This window comes from Mycobacterium sp. NGS34, from assembly GCF_059812845.1.
In genome coordinates this window covers 181,904-202,046 of the sequence record NZ_JCALDM010000011.1, presented here as the reverse complement: position 1 = coordinate 202,046, position 20,143 = coordinate 181,904, and the positions used below count along the sequence as shown (strand labels likewise).

21 protein-coding genes and 1 pseudogene are annotated in these 20,143 nt (G+C 69.0%); 11 read left to right on the top strand and 11 right to left on the bottom strand.

Annotation, left to right across the window (positions count from 1 at the left end):
• Positions 1 to 44: 44 nt before the first annotated feature.
• The 4 genes from AC5Y7V_RS24015 to AC5Y7V_RS24000 form a co-directional block, all read right to left on the bottom strand.
• Positions 45 to 1,238, bottom strand: coding sequence for a cytochrome P450 (locus AC5Y7V_RS24015; protein WP_499882531.1), 1,194 nt, complete (start codon positions 1,236 to 1,238; stop codon positions 45 to 47).
• Positions 1,235 to 2,227, bottom strand: coding sequence for an LLM class flavin-dependent oxidoreductase (locus AC5Y7V_RS24010; RefSeq protein WP_499882530.1), 993 nt, complete (start codon positions 2,225 to 2,227; stop codon positions 1,235 to 1,237). The genes AC5Y7V_RS24015 and AC5Y7V_RS24010 overlap by 4 nt, the downstream gene beginning before the upstream one ends.
• 69 nt (positions 2,228 to 2,296) lie before the next feature.
• The gene (locus AC5Y7V_RS24005; RefSeq protein ID WP_499882529.1) at positions 2,297 to 3,358 is read right to left on the bottom strand and encodes an NAD(P)H-dependent amine dehydrogenase family protein; all 1,062 of its coding nucleotides are present in this window, start codon (positions 3,356 to 3,358) and stop codon (positions 2,297 to 2,299) included.
• A gap of 11 nt (positions 3,359 to 3,369) precedes the next feature.
• Positions 3,370 to 3,492 carry a hypothetical protein gene (locus AC5Y7V_RS24000; protein ID WP_499882528.1) on the bottom strand — a complete coding sequence of 41 codons (123 nt, stop codon included), beginning with the start codon at positions 3,490 to 3,492 and terminating at the stop codon, positions 3,370 to 3,372.
• A 110-nt stretch (positions 3,493 to 3,602) separates the two neighbouring features.
• Here AC5Y7V_RS24000 and AC5Y7V_RS23995 point away from each other — a divergent pair, with 110 nt between their 5' ends.
• Positions 3,603 to 4,697, top strand: coding sequence for an NAD(P)H-dependent amine dehydrogenase family protein (locus AC5Y7V_RS23995; RefSeq protein ID WP_499882527.1), 1,095 nt, complete (start codon positions 3,603 to 3,605; stop codon positions 4,695 to 4,697).
• Between the two features lie 66 nt (positions 4,698 to 4,763).
• Positions 4,764 to 5,903 (top strand): MalY/PatB family protein, encoded by a 1,140-nt coding sequence (locus AC5Y7V_RS23990; protein WP_499882538.1) that lies wholly within the window; start codon positions 4,764 to 4,766, stop codon positions 5,901 to 5,903.
• Here the strand turns inward: AC5Y7V_RS23990 and AC5Y7V_RS23985 are convergent.
• Positions 5,900 to 6,625: a DUF2652 domain-containing protein gene (locus AC5Y7V_RS23985; RefSeq protein WP_499882526.1), complete on the bottom strand. Its 726-nt coding sequence runs from the start codon at positions 6,623 to 6,625 to the stop codon at positions 5,900 to 5,902. The two genes, AC5Y7V_RS23990 and AC5Y7V_RS23985, sit on opposite strands and share 4 nt — an antisense overlap.
• A gap of 109 nt (positions 6,626 to 6,734) precedes the next feature.
• Between AC5Y7V_RS23985 and AC5Y7V_RS23980 the strand changes: the two genes are divergently transcribed.
• Positions 6,735 to 7,640, top strand: a complete 906-nt coding sequence (locus AC5Y7V_RS23980) for a haloalkane dehalogenase (RefSeq protein ID WP_499882525.1) — start codon at positions 6,735 to 6,737, stop codon at positions 7,638 to 7,640.
• Between the two features lie 6 nt (positions 7,641 to 7,646).
• Here the strand turns inward: AC5Y7V_RS23980 and AC5Y7V_RS23975 are convergent, their stop codons facing one another.
• The 4 genes from AC5Y7V_RS23975 to AC5Y7V_RS23960 are packed head-to-tail and all read right to left on the bottom strand — an operon-like array spanning position 7,647 to position 12,140.
• Positions 7,647 to 8,678, bottom strand: a complete 1,032-nt coding sequence (locus tag AC5Y7V_RS23975; RefSeq protein WP_499882524.1) for an amidohydrolase family protein — start codon at positions 8,676 to 8,678, stop codon at positions 7,647 to 7,649.
• A gap of 17 nt (positions 8,679 to 8,695) precedes the next feature.
• Positions 8,696 to 9,700, bottom strand: a complete 1,005-nt coding sequence (locus tag AC5Y7V_RS23970; RefSeq protein WP_499882523.1) for a VOC family protein — start codon at positions 9,698 to 9,700, stop codon at positions 8,696 to 8,698.
• On the bottom strand, positions 9,697 to 10,557 hold the full coding sequence (locus tag AC5Y7V_RS23965) for an alpha/beta fold hydrolase (protein WP_499882522.1): 861 nt from the start codon (positions 10,555 to 10,557) through the stop codon (positions 9,697 to 9,699). The genes AC5Y7V_RS23970 and AC5Y7V_RS23965 overlap by 4 nt, the downstream gene beginning before the upstream one ends.
• The gene (locus AC5Y7V_RS23960) at positions 10,554 to 12,140 is read right to left on the bottom strand and encodes a bifunctional 3-(3-hydroxy-phenyl)propionate/3-hydroxycinnamic acid hydroxylase (RefSeq protein WP_499882521.1); all 1,587 of its coding nucleotides are present in this window, start codon (positions 12,138 to 12,140) and stop codon (positions 10,554 to 10,556) included. Before AC5Y7V_RS23960 ends, AC5Y7V_RS23965 begins: the two co-directional genes overlap by 4 nt.
• A 96-nt stretch (positions 12,141 to 12,236) precedes the next feature.
• On the opposite strand from AC5Y7V_RS23960, the gene AC5Y7V_RS23955 reads away from it, so the two are divergent.
• From AC5Y7V_RS23955 to AC5Y7V_RS23940, 4 genes and pseudogenes are all read left to right on the top strand, one after another.
• Positions 12,237 to 12,866: a TetR/AcrR family transcriptional regulator gene (locus AC5Y7V_RS23955; protein WP_499882520.1), complete on the top strand. Its 630-nt coding sequence runs from the start codon at positions 12,237 to 12,239 to the stop codon at positions 12,864 to 12,866.
• Positions 12,836 to 13,504: pseudogene (locus AC5Y7V_RS23950) on the top strand (acetaldehyde dehydrogenase (acetylating)); the annotation flags it as partial. The gene AC5Y7V_RS23955 and the pseudogene AC5Y7V_RS23950, both read left to right, overlap by 31 nt.
• The gene (dmpG, locus tag AC5Y7V_RS23945; protein WP_499882519.1) at positions 13,501 to 14,502 is read left to right on the top strand and encodes a 4-hydroxy-2-oxovalerate aldolase; all 1,002 of its coding nucleotides are present in this window, start codon (positions 13,501 to 13,503) and stop codon (positions 14,500 to 14,502) included. The pseudogene AC5Y7V_RS23950 and the gene dmpG, both read left to right, overlap by 4 nt.
• A gap of 56 nt (positions 14,503 to 14,558) precedes the next feature.
• The gene (locus tag AC5Y7V_RS23940; protein ID WP_499882518.1) at positions 14,559 to 14,996 is read left to right on the top strand and encodes a hypothetical protein; all 438 of its coding nucleotides are present in this window, start codon (positions 14,559 to 14,561) and stop codon (positions 14,994 to 14,996) included.
• Positions 14,997 to 15,004: 8 nt separating this feature from the next.
• On the opposite strand, the gene AC5Y7V_RS23935 is transcribed toward AC5Y7V_RS23940, so the two are convergent.
• Complete coding sequence (locus AC5Y7V_RS23935) at positions 15,005 to 15,745, bottom strand: 3'(2'),5'-bisphosphate nucleotidase CysQ (RefSeq protein WP_499882517.1); 741 nt, start codon at positions 15,743 to 15,745, stop codon at positions 15,005 to 15,007.
• Between the two features lie 132 nt (positions 15,746 to 15,877).
• Between AC5Y7V_RS23935 and AC5Y7V_RS23930 the strand changes: the two genes are divergently transcribed.
• Positions 15,878 to 16,462, top strand: a complete 585-nt coding sequence (locus AC5Y7V_RS23930; RefSeq protein WP_499882537.1) for a hypothetical protein — start codon at positions 15,878 to 15,880, stop codon at positions 16,460 to 16,462.
• A gap of 58 nt (positions 16,463 to 16,520) precedes the next feature.
• On the opposite strand, the gene AC5Y7V_RS23925 is transcribed toward AC5Y7V_RS23930, so the two are convergent.
• Positions 16,521 to 17,696 carry a thiolase family protein gene (locus AC5Y7V_RS23925; RefSeq protein WP_499882516.1) on the bottom strand — a complete coding sequence of 392 codons (1,176 nt, stop codon included), beginning with the start codon at positions 17,694 to 17,696 and terminating at the stop codon, positions 16,521 to 16,523.
• 155 nt (positions 17,697 to 17,851) lie between these two features.
• On the opposite strand from AC5Y7V_RS23925, the gene AC5Y7V_RS23920 reads away from it, so the two are divergent.
• From AC5Y7V_RS23920 to AC5Y7V_RS23910, 3 genes are read left to right on the top strand one after another with little or no spacing between them, the layout of a single operon-like run.
• Positions 17,852 to 18,364 carry a winged helix-turn-helix transcriptional regulator gene (locus AC5Y7V_RS23920; RefSeq protein WP_499882515.1) on the top strand — a complete coding sequence of 171 codons (513 nt, stop codon included), beginning with the start codon at positions 17,852 to 17,854 and terminating at the stop codon, positions 18,362 to 18,364.
• Positions 18,365 to 18,408: 44 nt separating this feature from the next.
• Positions 18,409 to 19,281 (top strand): alpha/beta fold hydrolase, encoded by an 873-nt coding sequence (locus AC5Y7V_RS23915; RefSeq protein ID WP_499882514.1) that lies wholly within the window; start codon positions 18,409 to 18,411, stop codon positions 19,279 to 19,281.
• Positions 19,282 to 19,284: 3 nt separating this feature from the next.
• Entirely contained in the window at positions 19,285 to 20,079 is a 795-nt protein-coding gene (locus tag AC5Y7V_RS23910) for an HD domain-containing protein (protein WP_499882513.1), read from the top strand.
• Positions 20,080 to 20,143: the final 64 nt, after the last annotated feature.

The following is a 20,143-nucleotide window of genomic DNA, read 5'->3' as shown; positions in this document are numbered from 1 at the left end:
GCCGGATCTCATGCAACAACTCGACGTTCGGCGAGCGGGCGAAATCAGGTGAACACCGGCAGCTTCGACCATCCCCGCACGCTGGTCGTGTGGGCCTTGCCGGCGTTGGCGTAGTCGACTTCCCAGTCCGGCCAGCGCTTGATGACCTCCTCGAGCGCGACCCGCGCCTGCATGCGCGCCAGGGCCGATCCCATACAGAAGTGCAGCCCGTGCCCGAAGCTGAGGTGGGTGTCGCCGCGGTGGATGTCGAACGTGTCCGCGTCCGGGTACCTGCGTTCGTCCCGGTTGGCGGATCCGTTGACCAGCAACATGATCGAGCCCTCGGGAACGGCCGTGCCATGGCATTCGACCTCGCGGGCGACGTAGCGCGCCTGCACCGGCGAGGGGGCTTCGTAGCGCAAGGTCTCCTCGATGGCCATGGGAATCAGCGAGGGGTCGGCCACGATTTGCCGCCGCTGGTCGGGGTGCTCGGCGAGAAGTTGACCCAGGAACCCGATCAGGCGTGTCGTCGTCTCGTTGCCCGCGCCGGCGATCATGCTGGTGTATTGCAACACCTCGATCCGGGTCAGCCGCCGGGTCCGGCCGTCGTCCTCGACCTCGGCGTTGAGCAGCTGGGTCATCAGATCGTCCGACGGGTGGTCGACCCGCCAATCGATGTAGTCGGAGAACATCTCGTAGCTTCGCTCGAACAAGTCTTGCGTGGCGGGCCGGAACGTGGCCTCCTTCAGGGTGAGCTGACGCCCGCCCTTGTCGCGGATCGCTTCCTGACCGTCTTCGGGGATGCCCAGCAGGTATCCGATCGTGCGCATCGGGACCATCGCGCCGAGATTCTCGATGAAGTCGAACCGGCCCGTCCCCACCAGCGGGTCGAGCGCGCGTGCGCAGAACGCCCGGGTCAGCGGTTCGACCGCCTCCATCCGGCGGGGCGTGAAAACCTTTGAGAGCAAACGGCGATGCAGGTCGTGAATGGGCGGGTCCTCGAACAGGATGATTCCGGGCGGGACCTCGACGCCGCTCTTGATGATTTCGATCGTGGTGCCGCGACCCGACCGGTACGTGCCGAAGTTCATCAGCTCGCGGGAGACGTCCTCGTAACGGCTCAGCGCGTAGAAGCCGTAGTTGTCGTTGTAGTACAGCGGCGCCTCGTCGCGCAGCCTCTTCCAGGTCGGGTACGGGTCGTCGTCGATGGCGAAATCGAAGGGGTCGTAGTAAACCTCGGCGGTCCCCGCCCCGGTCATAGCGGTGCCTTCGTCTCCGCCAGCGCCTCGGGCAGCACGACCTCCCCCACGCGCTTGAGATAGGGCCACGCGACTTCCGGCGGCAGCCCGCCGCACAGCGGCGACAGGTTGAGCACCTCGCCGGCGCGCACCCGCGAAATCGCCTCCGGGACAGAGATAATCACGTGCGACGCGGGATTGGCGCGCAGCTCGTCGACGGTGTTGACGTGCGAGAAGCCCGCCGTCGTCTCGTCCCCGGGATTCCACGCGGCGTACGTTCGCACGTCGTGCAGCAGGTGCTCGCCGAGCTCTTCCCATGCCCGGTCCACGTCGTCGGCGACGAACACGACCGACGGGGTGTCGCGGCCGGGAAACATCGTCGGGCCCGGCGTATGACCGTGTTCGCGGCACGCCTCCTCGTAGGCCTCCCGCATGCCGGGTTCGTTGGCGTTGCCCAGCATGCCCAGGCCGTACCGGCCGGCCCGCCGGGCCGCCGCCACGGTTCCGCCGCCCCACATCAGACCCGGGCCCCCCTCGGTGTGCGGGCGTGGTGTCACCGTGATCCGTCGCCCGTCCTGGTTGACCGTTTTCTCGGAGAGCAGCGAGCGCAGCAGGGCGAGCTTCTCGTCGGCGAGCCGGCCGCGACCGCGCAGCGCCACGCCGAAGTGCTCGAACTCCTCGGGCCGATACCCCAGGGCGAGGATGTACGACGCCCGCCCCTTGCTGATGATGTCGAGGACCGCCATGTCCTCGGCCAGGCGCACCGGGTCGTAGAACGGCAGGATCAGGATCAGGCTGAGCGCCAGGCGCTCCGTTCGCGACGCCACCGACGACGCCAGCAACAACGGGGACGGCAGGTAGCCGTCCTCGGACCCGTGATGCTCGCAGAACACCGCGGCGAGGCCGCCATGATCCTCGGCCCACGCGCACATCTCGGGCACGGCGCCGTACAGCGCTACTCGCGGCGCCCCCCACGACGGGGCACGCATGTCGAAGCGCAACGTGAACACAGTGGACTCCTAGATAACCTAATATTTGTATCGCGTACGGTACGTGGCCGCCGAGAGCTGCGTCAACGTTCAGTCAAAGGCGTGGCGCGGCAAAGTCGTCGGGATGTCCAGCGAGCTGAGCAGCCCGGGCGGCGCGTCGATGACGTACGGGATCGCGTTCACCACGCGCATGGCCGTGGCGGTCATGGCGGCGCGACCGGCGCCGTGCCCTTCGGCCGCGCCGAGGGTCAGCACGCAGTGGACGTCCGGGTCGCCCTCGATGTCGACCCGATAGGTCGCGTCGCAATCCGAGGCGGGCCAGTCGGGGGCGACGTCGCGGGCCATCCGGATGACGTGCTCAATCACGATGGCCTCACGACCGTGCACCACCCCCGCGGCCCGGGTGCGCACCGCACCGCAGGTGCCGGCCTCGATGGTGCCGAACGCCACGTCGATGTCGCGGTCGGTGAGTTCCCGCTCGAACGAACCCCGCACCTCCTCCACTTCGACGCCGAGGCCCTCGGCGATCAGGAATATCGGTGCCTTCCAGGCCATTTCGATGAAACCGGGTGTCTTGAGCATGGGCTCGAAATCCAGGGGCCGGCCGAAGCCCAAGCCGTCCATCATCACGTCGGCCACCGGGTAGTGGTCGTTGAGCGCGACCTCGCTGGCCGTGATGGTGCGGATGTGCTTCGACTGCGTCGTCATCAGCAATGCCAACTGATCGGAGGCGAAGCCGGGAAAGATGCCCGAGACGTACATTGACGCACCGCCGGACTTGGCCGCGGCCTCCAGCTGGTCGCGCCAGTCCGGGGCGAAATACGACGGCGGGTACACCAGGCTCGTCGACGACGTCGACACGACGTTGATGCCCGCCTCCAGCAGCCGCAGATAGTCGGGCACCGCGGCGCCGTCGCGTTCGGGACCGCTCGCGGCGTACACGACGGCGTCGGGCGCCAGGGCGATCAACGCATCGGCGTCGTCGGTGGCCGTCACCCCCAGCGCCCCGATGCCGGCCAATTCGCCCGCGTCCCTGCCGACCTTGTCGGGCGAATGCACCCATACGCCAACGAGTTCCAGGTCCGGTCGGCGGTTGATGGCGTCGATCGCGATCTTGCCGACTCCCCCGGTGGACCACACGACGATGCGCATGAGCACTCTCCTTACTGACCTGCCGCGGCGGCGGCGCGTTCCAGGTAGGGCCACGCCGCCTCCGGCGGGACGCCACCACACAGCGGGTGCAGCGGCAGCGGGTGCGGTAGGCGCCGCGCTCCGAGCGTGTACATCAGCTGCAGGTTAACCTAAGATTTGTTCTTTAGGATAGTGTTCACTTTCTTATCGACTTAAGGGCAACGGCCGTATCGGCTTTCATCGCGCGCAACGGAGGAGAAACAAGATGACGACTCACCGCGTAGTGGTCTGGGCGACCGGCGGCATCGGATCGATCGCCATCCGCGCGATTCAGCGCCGCCCCAACCTGGACCTGGTCGGGGTGTGGGTGCACTCGCCGGAGAAGGATGGCCGGGACGCCGGCGAACTGGCCAACGGGGACCCGATCGGCTTGAAGGCCACGAATGACGCGGACGCGCTGATCGCGCTGAAACCCGACTGCGTGATCTATGCGGCCAGCGGCCCCGAACGCGACGCGCTGGCCATCCCGGATTACGTGATGCTGCTCGAGGCGGGGATCAACGTCGTCACGACCAGCACCACGCGGCTGGTCAACCCGCACGCCTACGAGCCCGCGGAGTGGCGCGACCAACTCGTCGCCGCAGCCAAGCAGGGGCAGGTATCGCTGTACGCGTCGGGCATCGAGCCCGGGTTCGCCGCGGACTACCTGCCGCTGGTGCTGTCCACGCAGTCGTCGTCGATCGAGAAGATCCACTCGTTCGAGATCGGCCTGTACGACGACTACGGGGTTCCCGACATCATGAGCGACGCGCTGGGTTTCGGGCGTCCGCTCGAATACCAGCCCTGGATCGGCTTTCCGGGCGCGATCGCCGGCGAATGGCAGGGTCAGATCCGTTTGGTGGCCGACGCGCTGGGGGTCGAGGTCCAGGAGGTCCGCGAGAGCTTCGATCGCGCCGTCACCGACCGGACGCTGGAGGTCGCGATGGGCACCGTCGAGGCGGGGACGTGCGGTGCGCTGCGCATGCAGGCGATCGGGGTGGTCGACGGGCGCGAGGCCATCGTCATCGAGCATGTCACCCGGCTCGCGCACGATGTCGCCCCCGATTGGCCGACCGGGATCGGCGACCTGTCGTACCGCATCGCGATCACCGGCGACCCCGACATCGAGTGCACGCTGGCGGCCACGCTGAAAGATCCGCGCAAGGCCGGCGTCGCCGGCATGACGTCGGGGGCGGGCGCGATGGTCGCCACCGCGATGCGCGTCGTCAACGCCGTGCCGTATGTCGTTGCGGCCGAACCCGGGCTGCTGAGTTCTGTCGACCTACCACTGACGATTCCAAAGCACGCGTTCGCCACCTAATCTGCCGGGGTGACGTTTAACCCACTCGAGGAACTCACGCTGCAGCAACTGCGGCTGCGCACCAGCATGAAATGGCGCGCCCACGCCGACGACGTGTTGCCGCTGTGGGTCGCCGAGATGGACGTCGCGCTGCCGCCGACGGTGGCCGAGGCGCTCCGCAGGGCGATCGACATCGGCGACACCGGATATCCCTGCGGCACCGCGTTTGCCGAGGCGGTCAGTGCATTCGCATCCCGCCGCTGGCAGTGGCACGACCTGCAGGTCGGCCGCACCGCGATCGTCCCCGACGTGATGCTGGGCGCCGTGGAAATGCTGCGTCTGGTCACCGAGCGCGGGGACGCCGTCATCGTCAACCCACCCGTTTACGCGCCGTTCTACGCGTTCGTATCGCACGACGGTCGCCGGGTGGTCGAGGCGCCGCTCGGCGCCGACGGCCGAATTGACCTGGGCGCCTTGGAGGAAGCGTTCGTCCGGGCCGGCGCTTCGGGCGGCAGGGTCGCGTACCTGTTGTGCAATCCGCACAACCCGACCGGGGCGGTGCACACGCTCGAGGAGCTGCGCGCCGTCGCTGAGCTGGCCCGCCGGTACGGCGTGCGGGTGGTCTCCGACGAGATACACGCGCCGGTCATCCTGCCGGGTGCGCGTTTCGTCCCCTACCTGAGCGTGCCCGGCGCCGAGAACGCACTGGCGCTGACGTCGGCCTCGAAGGCGTGGAACCTCTCGGGTCTGAAGGCGGCGTTGGCCATCGCCGGTCCGGAGGCCGCGGCGGACCTGCACCGGATGCCGGAGGAGGTCAGCCACGGCCCTAGCCACCTGGGCGTCATCGCCCACGCCGAAGCCTTCCACAGCGGGGACTACTGGCTCGACGCGCTGCTGGGCGGCCTCGACGCGAACCGGACGTTGCTGGGCGACCTGATCGCCGAGCACCTTCCCGGCGTGAAATACCAATGGCCACAGGGCACTTACCTCGCCTGGCTCGATTGCCGGGAGCTCGGTTTCGACGAGGAGGCCGCGGGCGGGCTGGCGGTGGTGGCGGACCTGACCGGGCCGGCCCGGTGGTTCCTCGACCACGCCCGCGTCGCGCTCAGCTCCGGTCACGTCTTCGGAACCGGCGGGGCCGGGCATGTCCGGTTGAACTTCGCGACCTCGAAAGCCATTCTCACCGAGGCGATATCGCGAATGGGCGGGGCGCTCGAAACCGGCTAGGCGGGAACGTCCTCGGCGCGGTCCAGGTTGCGGAAACCCTCCGCGGGTTTCTTGATGCCCAACAGGAACGGCAGCGAGATCAACTCGAACTTGGCGGTCTTGCCGAACCGCCCCAACCGGCTGGGCCGTGGCCGCGCGGCCGGCATCTCCGGGGTGGCGAGGTCGATGTAATGCGTCGAGGTGTCCCCGATGCCCTCGAAATGGTGGACCAACGGCTTGCACAGACCGCGCATCGGGTCGTCGAGGCACGCGGCGACCGGATCGGTCATCAGCACGTATTCGACAACGGGTACCGAGTTTTTCAGCATCCGGTGCACCAGGATGACGTCGACCCCGGCGAGTTCGACGTGGCGTTTCACCTTTTGCTCGGCGACCTCGCCCTGGTGGACGACGAACTTCAGCGACAGGTTGTCCAGCTGTCCACAGCTCGCGCACTCGCAGGCGATGTCCGCCTTGAACCGCTCGCGCTGCGCGAGGAACGCCTCGCGCATCCGTGACAGCCGCTCGCATACCAGCACTTTGGCGTTGCCCTCCGGCGCCCAGAAGAACGCCGCGTCACCCTCCAGCTTGGCGAGCTTCAGGCCCTTGCCCGCGTCGATGACCGCTTCCAACAACCCGGCCACGGTTAGCTGCGCGTGCGCCAGGTGGGTCCGGTTCCAGTTCATGTAGTGGGTGTATCCGCCGATGTCGGCGATGAGCAGTACCGCGTGCCGGATGGCCATGATGTCGCGAGTTTAATTGTTGCCGGTTACCGTCTCAATGAATCTGCCACTGGACGAAATCGCGCTGCCGCGAGAGGCTTGCAGAGGTCCCACCCCGGAGGAGCCGAATATGGATGTGCTGCGAACCCCAGACTCCCGATTCGAAAACCTGGAGGGCTATCCGTTCGTAGCGAACTACATCGACGTGACCGCAAGCGACACCGAGCCGCTGCGCATGCACTTCCTGGACGAGGGCCCGGTCGATGGCCCGCCGATCGTGCTGCTGCACGGCGAGCCGACGTGGAGCTATCTGTACCGCACGATGATTCCCCCGCTGGCCGATGCCGGGAACCGCGTGCTGGCGCCCGACCTGATCGGCTTCGGCCGCTCCGACAAGCCCAGCCGGATGGAGGATTACACCTACCTGCGCCACGTCGAGTGGGTCACCTCGTGGTTCGAGCGGCTCAACCTGAAGGACGTCACCCTGTTCGTGCAGGACTGGGGGTCGCTGATCGGCCTACGCATCGCCGCCGAGCAGGGTGATCGGGTCGCGCGACTGGTCGTGGCGAACGGCTTCCTGCCCACCGCGGAGCGCCCCACGCCGCCGGCCTTCTACGCATGGCGGGCCTTCGCGCGCTACTCCCCCGTGCTGCCCGCCGGGCGCATCGTCGCGACCGGCACCGTCCGCCGAGTGCCCCCCAAGGTGCGCGCGGGTTACGACGCCCCGTACCCGAACAAGACCTATCAGGCCGGCGCCCGCGCGTTCCCTCAGCTGGTGCCGACGTCACCGTACGACCCGGCGATCCAGGCCAACCGGGCGGCGTGGAAGACCCTGGGCCAGTGGGAGAAGCCCTGCCTGTGCATCTTTGGCAACCGGGATCCCATCCTCGGGCAAGCGGACCGCCCGTTGATCAAGCACATCCCCGGCGCGGCCGGCCAGCCGCACGCCCGCATCAAGGCCAGCCACTTCATCCAGGAAGACGCCGGGCCCGAATTGGCCGAACGCATGCTGGCCTGGCAGCAGGCCCTGCGCTGAGCGGCGCTAGCCGCTGTTGATCAGTCGCGTGACGCCGCGCATCAGCGCCCTGCTGGCCGCGTGGCGCAGCTGGTCGACTGCGGATTCGGCCGCCGGCGGCGGCGCCGTCCCAAGGCGGGGGAACAGCGCGAGCGCGTTGGTGCGCTCTATCGCCGCTCGGGTGCCCGGGTCGAGCCCGGGGTAGGTCTCCAGTCCGGCGGCGAACAGCTTGCCGGCCGCGACGGGGGCGAAGGGCCAATCGGAGCCGAAGGTGACGTGTCCCGGCTTCGCGAAAGCCAGCAGGCTCGGCAGCGCGGCGGCGCTCGACGACAACGCGGTGTCGAAGTAGAAGCCCGCGAAGTCGTCGAGGACGTCGGCGAGGCTGCGTCCGGTGTCGCCCGTGATGGCCGCCGCCATCCGGTGCGAGGCGTAGGGCACGAATCCGCCCGCGTGACTGAGGATGAACTTGACGTTGGGGTACTTGCGGCAAATCTGGTTGCGGACAAGCAAATACGCCGCCCGCGTGGTGTCGAGCAGGAAGTCGGCCGCGAACGGTACTACGCCGTCCACGACGGGGCCGGGCAGGTTGGCAGGGTGGATGAACACCACCGCCGAGCGCGCGTCCAGCGCCGCGAACAGATCGTCCTGTCCATCCTGGCCCAGGTAGGTTCCCGCGCTGTTGGCCAGCAACACGACGCCGTCGGCGCTCAAGGCGTCGAGTGATCGGGCGACCTCGTCGACGGACTCGCTCAGATGCGGCATGGGGATGGTCGCGAAGAATCCGAACCGGTTGGGCTGGGTCCGGGCGAGTTCGGCGAGGTAGTCGTTGATGTCGCGGGCGAGCGACTCGGCGTCCTTCGCGTCAGGCAGGAACGCGGTGCCCGGCGTGGACACCGACAGGATCGCGGTGGCGACGTTCAGTTCCCCCATGGTCCGCAGCGACTCCTCGGGGCTCCACTCCGGCAGCGCACGGCCGCTCTCCTCGTCGATCTTGGCCTTTCGCAACAGGTCTCGATAGAAGGACGGGATGGCGTGGTGGTGGGTGTCGATCCGCGGCATCGCTGCTCCCCTGCCGATCAGTGGTCCGGAATGCCCGCGCCGGCCAGGGCCGGCACGACGTCCTCGTGGTGCAACATCGACGCGGCGCCGGTCTTGAACTGGCCGAGCTTCTCGACGATGGTCTGTCCCTCTGGAGTGTGCCCCCAAATGCTGATGCCCTGGTGGGTGGTGGGCTCCCACGTGGTCTCGTCGACGACGATCGGATTCCAGCCCAGCTCCCATTCGAAGCCCGAGGGTGTGACGGCGTAGAAGGACAGTTCCTTGTCGTTGGTGTGCTGGCCCACGCCGAGCGCCATCCGGAACCCGAGTTGCTTGACGCGCTGGTAGGCCGCGGTCATGTCGTCGAGCTGCGCGACCTGGACGTTGACGTGCTGCACCCGGGTGCGGATCGGGTTGAGCCGCAACCGGTTGACGGCCGCGATCGCCACGGTGTGGTGGCGCTCGTTGACCCGCAGGAAGCGGATCTTGAACTTGAGGCCGCTGATCGTCTCGTCGATGTAGTCGGACAGCCGCGCGTCCAACACCGCGTCGTAGTAGCCACGCAGCTGATGGGGCTTCGTCGTGGTGACCGCCACGTGGCCCAGGCCCGCTGCGCCCGTGACGAACCCGCCGCCCGCGGCCAGGTGTAACGGTGCCGTGCCGGTGCGGGCGCGGGTGAAGACCTCCTGGGTCAGGCCGTTGGGTCCGGGGAATCGGACCAGCCGCTCCACGGCGCGCAGCGCGGCCTCGTCGTCGGTGCCCTCGGTCACCGGCACGCCGTGGCGCTTGACGCGGGCGAGGACGGTGTCGAAGGCGTCGTGGTCGTCAATGTGCCAGCCGAGCGCGGTGACGTCCTCGGCCGCGCCCCGTTGCAGCAGGAAACGGCACTCGTTGTCGTCGAGGCGAAACCGGATCGCGTCGCTGCCGGCCTCGTCGAGGTGCATGCCGATGGCGTCGCGGCCGAATCGCCGCCAGTCCCCGAACTTTTCGGTCTCGACCACCACGTAACCGAGGTGGACCCGCCCAAACACCGACGGCGTCATCGCGCACGCTCCAGGAATTCGATGGCCAGCCGGTTGAACATCTCCGCGCGTTCCCATTGCATCCAATGTCCGGTGTGCGAGGTCATCACCAGCTCGGCGTTCGGCAGCAGGTTGAGCAGCTGCGGCCCGCCCGAGGGCTTGTTGACCTTGTCGTCGCGGCCCCACAGGACCAGCGTCGGTGTCGGCAGGTCCTTCAGCCGGCCGTCCCGGGTGAGGTCCATCCGCCACAGGGTGCGCAGGGCGGTCGGTCCGGAGGGCCGCCGCAGGGGCGGGTTCGCGACCACCTCGGGGTCGATCGATGCGCGGTAGCGCAGGTCGATCAGGTCCTCGGGCACGGCGGCCCCGTCGTACACCAGGTAGGTGCGGATGAACGTGGCGAGCTTGTCGCGGCTGGGGCCGTCGCCGCCGTAGTAGGACAGCAGGCTCTTCAGCCCGGCCGTGGGAAGGCCCCGGGTCGTGCCGATGCCGCCCGGGCCCATCAATACCAGCTTGCCGACGCGATCCGGGGTGTCCAGGGCGAGCCGCAGCGCCGCCGATCCGCCGTAGGAGTTGCCGATGAGGTGCGCGGTGTCGATGCCGAGTTCGTCGATCAGGCCGCGGATCATGTCGGCGAGGTAGCCGAACGGGTCGTTGCGGTCGACGCCCTTGGCCGACCTGCCGTAGCCGGGCATGTCGGGCACGATGACGCGGAAATGCGTTGCGAGAGCGTCGATGTTGCGAGAGTAGTTCGACACGCCCGACGCGCCGGGGCCGCCGCCGTGCAGCATGACGACGGGCGGCCCGGTCCCGGTTTCGGTGACGAAGATGGGCTTGCCCGCGACGGTGACGGTGCGCTCGGTCAGTTCGGTGGTGATCATGCGGGGACTCCGATCGGGGCGGCTGGCAGGGGCGGGGTCAGGTCGGTCAGCCCCGGCGGCGGGGCGGGCAGCGGAGCGCCGGCGGGCGCGGCGGCGTAGACGAACCCGTCGGGGCGCACGACGACCGCGGCCGCCTTCTTGCCGCGCAGCCAGCCCGTCAGGCTGCCGTCGTCGTCGCGGATTGCTCCGGGCGCCGGCGCACCGCTGGTGATGGACAGCGAGACCGCGCCCAGCCGCTCCCAGCGATCCGTACCGGATGGCGTCGCGCCGAGGTGCAGCACGGCCCAACCGCCGCCGAGGGCGTCGTCCAGCCGCGACCTGTTTCCGCTCGGGTCGGTGACCCAGGGCTGGGGCAGCTGCCAGCCGGCCGCCGGGTGCGCATCCGGTGCCACGAATCCGGCGGGGTAGTGCGCGGGTGGAATCCAGATCAGGCTCTGCCCGGCCTTCAGCGCCCCGGGAACTCGTGTCACGGCCCGCAGCAGGTGATTTCGCAACCACGCCAACGGCTTCCGGCGCTCGGTGATGATCCGCCCGTTGCGTACCGCCCGGCGGGTGACCTCGGTGACGTGCGGCTTGCGCTCGGCCTGGTAGCTGTCGAGCAGCGAATCGGGCGCCTGCCCGTGCAGCACGGCCGCGAGCTTCCAGCACAGGTTGGCCGCGTCGCGCACGCCGGCCGACATGCCCTGCCCGATCCACGGCGGCATGGCATGCGCCGCGTCGCCGGCCAGGAAAATGCGCCCGACGCGCCAACGGTCTGCGACGCGCACGTGGTGGCTGTAGATCACCGCACGCAGGATCTTGACGTGCTCGTCGGTGATGCCCTGGTCGTTGAGGACTTCCCACACGGCCTCGTCGGTGACGAGCCTTGTTTCGTCCTCGCCGGTCCGCGCGGGGTACTCCCAGCGGTGGTGCCCCAGCGGCGTGGGGCAGTCCACGGTCGGGCGGGCGGGATTGCAGTGGAAGCGCAGCCGGTCGTGACCGTCCCATTCGCGAATCACCTTGGTGTCGATGACAACCCAGCGTTCGGCGTAGGTGCGTCCCTCGTATCCGACGCCGAGCTGGCCGCGGGTCGGCGAGGCCCCGCCGTCGCACGCGATCACGTATGACGCCCGCACGCGTTTGAACGTGTCGGTGCGCAGGTCGGCGAGCATCAGTTCGACGTCCGACGGCCCGTTGACCGCCCGCAGGCACTCGTGTTCCAGCAGCACCTCGACGCTGGGAAACCGGTCGACGCCCTCGCGCAGCACGTGGTCGACCGCGGGCTGGTACAGGAACTGCTGCGGGGGGTGCCCGCAACCGCGGGGCGTCATGGTGGTTTCGATGAACGGCACGCCCTGGGCGTCGACCCAGGCCAGCGGCCGGTCGGGCAGCATGTCCCGCTGCAGGCGGTCGGCCAGCCCGACGGACTGCCAGACGCGCATGACCTCCTCGTCGGTCGAGATGGCCCGCGCCCGCCCGTACACATCGGGGTCGCGCTCGATGACTACCACGCTAAGGCCGAGGCGGCCCAGCAGATTCGCGGCGGTGGCGCCCGTCGGACCGTAACCGATCACCGCGACGTCATAGGTCGGATATTCGTTCATTGCCGTCTCGCCTTCGTGTCCGGCTTGTTCTGTAGCGATCATTACGGTACTGTAGTGATCACTACGGAGTCAAGACCCTGCCGGCAAGGAGTTCCAGTGGCCACCAAAGACAAGCCAGAGCGCCGCCGCCGCCTCGACGGCGAGGCATCCCGGACCCGCATCCTCGACGCGGCCACCGAGATCGCCAGCGAGCGCGGCTACGAGGGCACCAGCATCGGGCTGGTCAGCGCCAAGTGCGGCCTACCGGCCAGCTCCATCTACTGGCACTTCAAGGACAAGGACGACCTGATCGCCGCGGTCATCGAACGCAGCTTCGCGCACTGGCTTTCGGCTTGGGAGATGCCGGCCGAGGGCACGCCGCGGGAGCGCCTCGTCTCGATGGTCATGCAAATCGCCAAGGCACTGCTGGACTCCCCCGACTTCCTGCGCCTCGGCCTGATGCTCGCGCTGGAGCGCCGGCCGGTCGAGCCGAGGGGGCGGGCGATGTTCCTCGCCGTGCGCGCCCGGGCGTTCGAGACGCTCACGCTAGCCGTGCGGGACCTCGTCCCCGGGCTGACCGACGCACAGGTCCACCAGTTGGCCACCTACGCCCTCGCCGGTGGCGACGGCCTGTTCGTCGCCAAGGAGCTCGGCGGCGACTCGGTCGACCTGCTGGCGCTGTTCGAGCTGCACGCGAACACCCTCTACGACAGCGCACTGCGCATGGTTTCCGAGGACACGAAGTGAACAGCGGAATTCCACTGCTCGACCTCACCCCCAACTCGAGCGGTCCGTTTTGCGTGCCGGCGGTCAACCTCGACGACCACCTCGACGCGCCCTCCGTCAACCTGGTGACCTGCGGCGGACAGGCGGCCATTCCGATCGTCGCCGCGGTCGCCACGGCCGGGATCGTCTCCTACGCAGAGGTCGTCTCGTCGATCCCGGCCAAGTCCGCGGGACCGGGAATCCGGGCCGGCGTCGACGAATTCATCGAGACCACCGCCACCGCGCTTCGGGTCGTCGGCGGCGCGCAGCGCGGCAAGGCGGTGCTCATCCTCAACCCCGCCGATCCCCCGGTGCCCGCGCGCAACACCGTGTACTGCCTCGTCGAGGGGGAGCCGGACCGCCACAGGATCGAGCGGGAGATCCACGACATGGTCGGCCGGGTGGCGGCGTACGCGCCCGGTTACCGGCTCAAGCAAGACGTCCAGTTCCAGGTGTTCGACCATGAGCACCCGCTCTACATCCCCGAGACCGGCAAGTTCACCGGCACTCGCGTGACGGTGCTGCTCGAAGGCGCCGGTGACATCGTGACGTCCGCCGCCAAGGCCGCCGCCGAACGCATCGCCGCGCACCACAACGAAACCGCCGGAGCCGCAACATGATCTACGTCAGCGACGTCACCCTGCGCGACGGCATGCACGCGGTGCGCCACCAATACAGCACCGAGCACGCCACCGCGATCGCCCGCGCCCTGGACGAGGCCGGTGTCGACTCGATCGAGGTCGCCCACGGTGACGGGTTGTCCGGTTCGAGCTGCGTATACGGGTTCGGCGCGCACACCGACCTGGAATGGATCGAGGCCGTGGCCGCGGCCGTCCGGAACGCAAAGGTGGCGACGCTCCTGCTGCCGGGTGTCGGAAGCCTGCGCAACCTCAGGGACGCCCACCGCGCGGGCGCGACCGTCGTGCGCGTCGGCACCCACTGCACCGAGGCCGACATCTCGGCCCCCTACCTCGCCGCCGCCCGTAACCTCGGCATGGACGCCGTGGGCTTTTTGATGATGAGCCACCTGACCAGCCCCGCCAACCTCGCCGCGCAGGCCAAGCTCATGGAGGGCTACGGCGCCGCCTGCGTGTACGTCGTCGACTCGGGCGGCGCCATGACGATGCGCGACGTCGGCGACCGGGTCGAGGCGCTGCGCCAAACACTATCGCCCACAACGGAAATCGGCATCCACGCCCACCACAACCTGTCGCTGGGTGTCGCCAACTCGATCGCCGCCGTCGAGCACGGCGCACACCGCGTCGACGCCTCGCTCGCGGGGATGGGCGCCGGCGCGGGGAACGCACCCCTCGAGGTGTTCGTCGCGGCGGCCACCCGGCTCGGCTGGGAGCACGGCTGCGACCTGCACCGGTTACAGGACGCCGCCGACGACCTGGTTCGGCCCCTGCAGGACCGGCCCGTGCGGGTCGACCGGGAAACCCTGACCCTTGGCTACGCGGGCGTGTACTCCAGCTTTTTGCGGCACGCCGAGGCCGCCGCGGCCCGCTTCGACATCGACGCGCGGACCCTGCTGGAGGAGGCGGGCCGGCGCGGCATGGTGGGCGGCCAGGAGGACATGCTCGTCGATATCGCCCTGGACCTCACCGGATCGCGCTGACGGCGGCATCCCTTGGCCGTCGCCGCCCGGGGTGCGACGATCAGCGAATGGACATGATGACGATGGGCCTCGTCGGGACTGTCGTGGGTGCGTCGGCCATGGGCATCGCGGGCGTCGCGAGGTCCGCCGCCGATAACTTGCTGCCCGGGATGGTTGCAAGCAACAACAACAAGCATCAGATGAAGATGCACATTCACACTCAGCGCTGCGACGCGATCCACCGCTGGCGCGGTGGCCTGGCGAACGCGCGGGACGCCTACCAGCAGTGGGCTTGCGGCCCGCAGAATGGCGAACCGCCGAACGTCGTCGGCGACGAATGGTTCGAGAGCCTGCGGCCCTACCTTTCGATCACCGGCGATGCGGCCGAATTACGCACCGCGCACGAAGTGCATTGCGACAACCCGACTCTCGCGCTGCTTTCGCTCGAGATCGGGCGCGTCGAGAAGGAGTGGACGCACGAGGCCAACGGACGCCGGCGCCGAGCGTCCTCTTAGTTGGCTGACTATTCGACGTTCGGCGGTATCGCTGCCAGCACCGTGGCGGCCAGTTCGGGGCGGCAGACCACCAGGTCGGGCAGCTTGGGGTCCGGCTGGTTGTAGGCCAGGGCCGAGCCGTCGATGCGGGACGTGTGCAGGCCGGCGGCGCGGGCCACCGCCACCGGGGCGGCCGAATCCCATTCGAACTGGCCGCCGGCGTGCACGTAGACATCCGACAGGCCCTGGACGATCGACGCCACTTTGGCTCCGGCGGAACCCATTTCGACGAGGACGCCGTCCAGCGCGTCGCGGACGGCCAGGGCGAGGGCGGGCGGCCGGGTGCGCGAGACGACGATGCGGGGCTGGTCCGGCGCGACCGGGGGCGCGGTGACGTGGGGCGTCGCCAGCGTGACCCCCTGCGCCGGCAGCGCCACCGCGCCGGCGGCGAGCTCACCGTCCTGCCAGAGCGCCACATGCACCGCCCAGTCGTCGCGCCCCAGCTCGGAGAATTCCCGCGTCCCGTCGAGCGGATCGACGATCCAGACCCGCCGCGAGCGCAACCGCACCGGGTCGTCGGCGCCCTCCTCGGACAGCACCGCGTCGTCCGGCCGCTCGGCGGCGAGCGCCTCCATCAGGAACTCGTGGGACCGCTTGTCCCCCGCGGCTTTTCGCTCGCCGGCGTCGGCCTCGGCGAATTCCTCCCGGACGCCGAGCAGCAGCCGTCCCGCCTCCGCGGCCAACCGCGCGGCCAGGGCATGATCATCCATCGGTAATCCTCAATAAGTTGGTAGCGTTGACCAAATTTACCCTGCGACGATTCTTGCGGTGGCGACACCCGGGCGGGCCGGTTCTGCCATAACCTGGTAAGCGTGAGCGGCAACGTCTCGTCATCGAGCCGGCTGCGGTTTCCGGGGGGACGCCTGGGGGTCTTGGGTGTCATCCTCGCTGTGCTGCTGATCGGCGTACTCGCGGTCGTCGGCGTAAAGCTGATCCAGGGCCGCCAGACCACTGCGGGCCAGGCCACCACCCAGCCGTCGCAACCGACCAGCTTCGCGATTCCGGGCTGTTACAACCCGTCGGTCCCCCCGGTCGAGCGTCCGAAGAAGCTCAGCGTTCTGGGATGCGCGAGCGTTGCCGTTGCGCTGCAAGACATGTCGTGGACGTCATGGGGTCCCCAGGGTGCCGACGGGTCCGGGACCGCGGTCTTCAAGATCTGCGATCCCAATTGCGCCGCGGGTTATCAGCTGACCGACCCCGTCGTCGTGCACGCGTGGAATGCCCAGCCGCCGCGGCCCGAGGCGGTCTGCCAGACGGGGCTGAAGATCTTTGCCGACCTGGTCCTGGCCTTCCCCAAGGCGGCCCCGCCGCCCACCGCGCAGAAGACCAACACCCAGTACAACGGAATGCCGGCGGTGCACTACGTCAACTACTCGGGCGCCAACGCGCGCGACGCACAGTTCATCGGCTACACGTTCTGCAACTGAGGCTGGACCTGACGGCGGCGACCCGCATCGTCCAGCTGCGCTGGCCTCGCGATCGCCGCTAGACCTCGATGACGACCGCGCCGCCCTGACCGCCGCCCGCACACATCGCCGCGACACCGATGCCGCCGCCGCGGCGCGCCAGCTCGTAGGCCAGCGTGGTGACCATGCGGGCGCCCGAGGCCGCGATGGGGTGGCCGAGGCTGCATCCGCTGCCGGAGAAGTTCACCTTCTCCTCGTCGATGCCGTACTCGCGGCACGCCGCGATCGGCACGGACGCGAACGCCTCGTTGATCTCCCACAGCGCCACGTCGTCGACCGACAACCCGGCGCGCTGCAGCACTTTGCCGATCACCTTGACCGCGCCCAAACCGCAGTCCCGCGGCGGGACGCCCACGGCGCCCCATGCCCGGACGGTGCCCATCACGTTCAGCTTCTCGGCGAGCGCATAGTCACGGTCGACCAACGCGACCGCCGCGGCGGCGTCGTTGGTGCCGCTGCTGTTGCCCGCGGTGATCGAGAACCCCTCGATCTCGGGGTGCAGCACCTTGAGGGCGGCGAGCTTCTCGATGGTGGTATCGCGGCGGGGATGTTCGTCGACCGAGAAGTCGGTCACCGACCCATCGAGCTGGGTGATCTTCAGCGGGACGATCTCGTCGAGAAACTTCCCCGCGTCCATGGCGGCGATGGCGCGCTCGTGCGACCGGGCCGCCCAGGCGTCCATCTCCTCGCGGGTGATGCCGACCGCCTGCGCGGTGTTCCACCCGACGGTGATCGACATGTCCTTGGTTGGCGCGTCCGGGGTCTCGACGTGTGTCGGGGGCAGCCAGCGCTCCTCGAACACCAGCTCGGGCCCGGGAATCCGCTGGTTCATCAGCGGCGTCATGGATAGCGACTGCACGCCGCCGGCGATCAGCACGCGCTCCATCCCGGAGCCGATCTGGGCCGCGGCGTTGCCGATCGCGGTGAGGCTGCCCGCGCAGTGCCGGTTCACCGCCTGGCCGGGGATGTCCTCCATGCCCGTCGCGGCGGCCGCATAACGCGCCAAATCGCCGCCGCCGTAGTGCGATTCGGCGAAGATGATGTCGTCGATGGCCGACGGGTCGATCCCTGACCTGCGCACCACCTCGGGAAGCACCGTGGTGATCAGGGTCTCGGGCGGCGTGTTGACGAGCGCGCCCTTGAACGAGCGGCCGATCGCCGTCCTGGTCGCTCCGACGATCACGGGTGTGGCCATGTTTTCAACCTCGGACTGTTTGGCTGCGGTCGGCAGCGACGGGTGGGTGGAATCGTATCCAATACCGTATGAGCAATAGTAACGGGCTAAGTTCCGGACGCGGCCGGCTGTGACCGCGCTAACAATCGAACGGCCCCCGCACCTAAACTTGCACCATGCCACTTGGGCGCGACTACACCGGTCAGGACTGCGCGCTCGCCCGCGCGCTGACGATTCTCGGCGAACGCTGGACGCTGCTGATCGTCCGCGACGCCTTCCACGGGTTGACCCGCTACGACGAGTTCCTGCGCAGCCTCGGCCTGGCGACGAATGTGTTGAGCGCCCGGCTGCAGAAATTGGTGGAACACGGCGTCATGGAGCGGAGCGGGCCGCGCGGTTCGTACCACCTGACCGAAAAGGGCCGCGACCTGTTCCCGGTCGTCCTGACGCTGATGGCCTGGGCCGACCGCCACGAACCGGGTCCCGCGGGCCCCGAGGTACTGATCCTGCACAAGGGCTGCGATCACGAGGCCGGCGGCGCGCTGCGATGCGAACACTGCGACGAGCCGATCGAGCTACGCGACCTGCGCGTGGTGCCGGCGCCCGGCGCGGTCGGACCGGACGGCGAGCCGACCACCCTGACGCCGCCGCAGCTCGCCGCGCGGGAAGGCCGTCCCGCGCGACATTGAGGCGCGCCGTTGCCTGCGCACTTGCACCATGCAAGTATTGCTGCATGTCGATCAGCCCGGATCTCGGTCAGCAGCGCCGCGTCGCCATCCCGCACGGCGCGATCGGCTACCGCGAGCGCGGCGATGGCCCGCCGATCGTGTTCGTGCACGGCGTGGGCGTCAACGGCGACCTGTGGCGACACGTCGCGCCCCGCCTGGCGGCAGACCACCGATGCATCACCCCGGACCTGCCGTGGGGCTCGCACTCGATCCCACTGGACGCCGACGCCGATCTGTCGCTGCCCGGCATGGCGCGGATCGTCGCGGATTTCCTGGCTGCCCTGGACCTTGACGACGTCACGATCGTCGCCAACGACACGGGCGGCGCCGTCGCGCAGGCATTGGTCGGACGGCACCCCGACCGGATCGCCCGCCTGGTGCTCACGTCGTGCGACGCGTTCGAGAAGTTTCCGCCGACGCCGCAGAAGTACTTGGAGGTGATGGCGCGCTCGCGGCTGCTCACCTGGATCGTCGCCTACACCGCGCAATTCAAGGCGATCCAGCGCCTGCCGACCGCTTACGGATTTGTGACGTCACGGCCGATGCCACCGGACATCATGCGCTCGTTCACCGGCCCGGTGCGCCGCAACCCGGGGGTCAGGCGCGACTTCCGGCGCATGCTGCGGGCGGTCGACACGAAATACACGTTCGAGGCCGCGGACCGGCTCACCGACTTCGACAAACCCGCGCTCGTGCTCTGGGCCGACGACGACAAGATCTTCCCCCGCGACCATGGCCGGCGACTGGCAAAACTGTTGCCGCAAGGGCGATTCGAACTGATCACCGGGAGCCGCACCTTCATCCCCGAAGAACAGCCCGATCAGCTCGTCACCGCGATCGAGGGCTTCCTTGCCGCGCATCCGACGAGCGCGGAGTGAGCGATGCGCCGCAGCGCCGCACCACCCGTCGGCTCGCTGGACTGGGAAAGGCTGGGCGGTCCGCCGCTGTCGGTGCCCCAGCGGGTGGCCTTGCTCGCGGGCACCGGCGCGGTGCTGCTCGGTGACGCCGCTCCCCGACTGCGCTGGGCCCTCCGTCATATCGCCCCGCCGCGCACCCCGCGAAAGATCGACCTCACCCGATGGGCGCCGCCGCGCACGGAAGCGGTCCGCGCGGCTGAGGAGTGCCTGCGCTCCGTGGCCAGCCCGCACATGGTCGACCACAGTTTCCGTACCTACTACTTCACGGCCATCCGCTACGAGTTGAGCGGCCACTCCGACCCACTCGACCGCGAAGCACTGTGTGTCGCAGCGCTACTCCACGACACCGGGCTCTTCGACCCCGACCGGCGCGGGTGCTTCACCGTTGCCGGAGCCAGACAGGCTCGCGAAATCACGGCGACCGCCGGCTGGGCGAGCTCGCGCCGGGACAGCGTGGCCCTGGCGATCACGACGAACCTCAACCCGTTCGTCCCCGCGCGTCGGTACGGCCCGGTGGCCCACTGGCTTAGGGCGGGTGGGCTGGTCGACGTCCTGGCCCAGCAGTGGGCGCTGCACCCCGAGAACCTCGACGAAATCCTCGACCGCCACCCGCGCGACGGATTCGCCGAGGACACCGCCCGACTCGTCAGACAAGAGGCCCGCCGCAACCCCGGCTGCCGATTCGCGTGCTTTGGCCCGATCTTTCCCACCGCGGTCCGGTGGAGCAATTTCACTACGGCAGACGCAAGGCCGGCTTGATAAGAGGCGTTGATAAGCGCATCGACAACCCGCTCGATGCCCACGCTGTGGGAGAGCAGTGAGC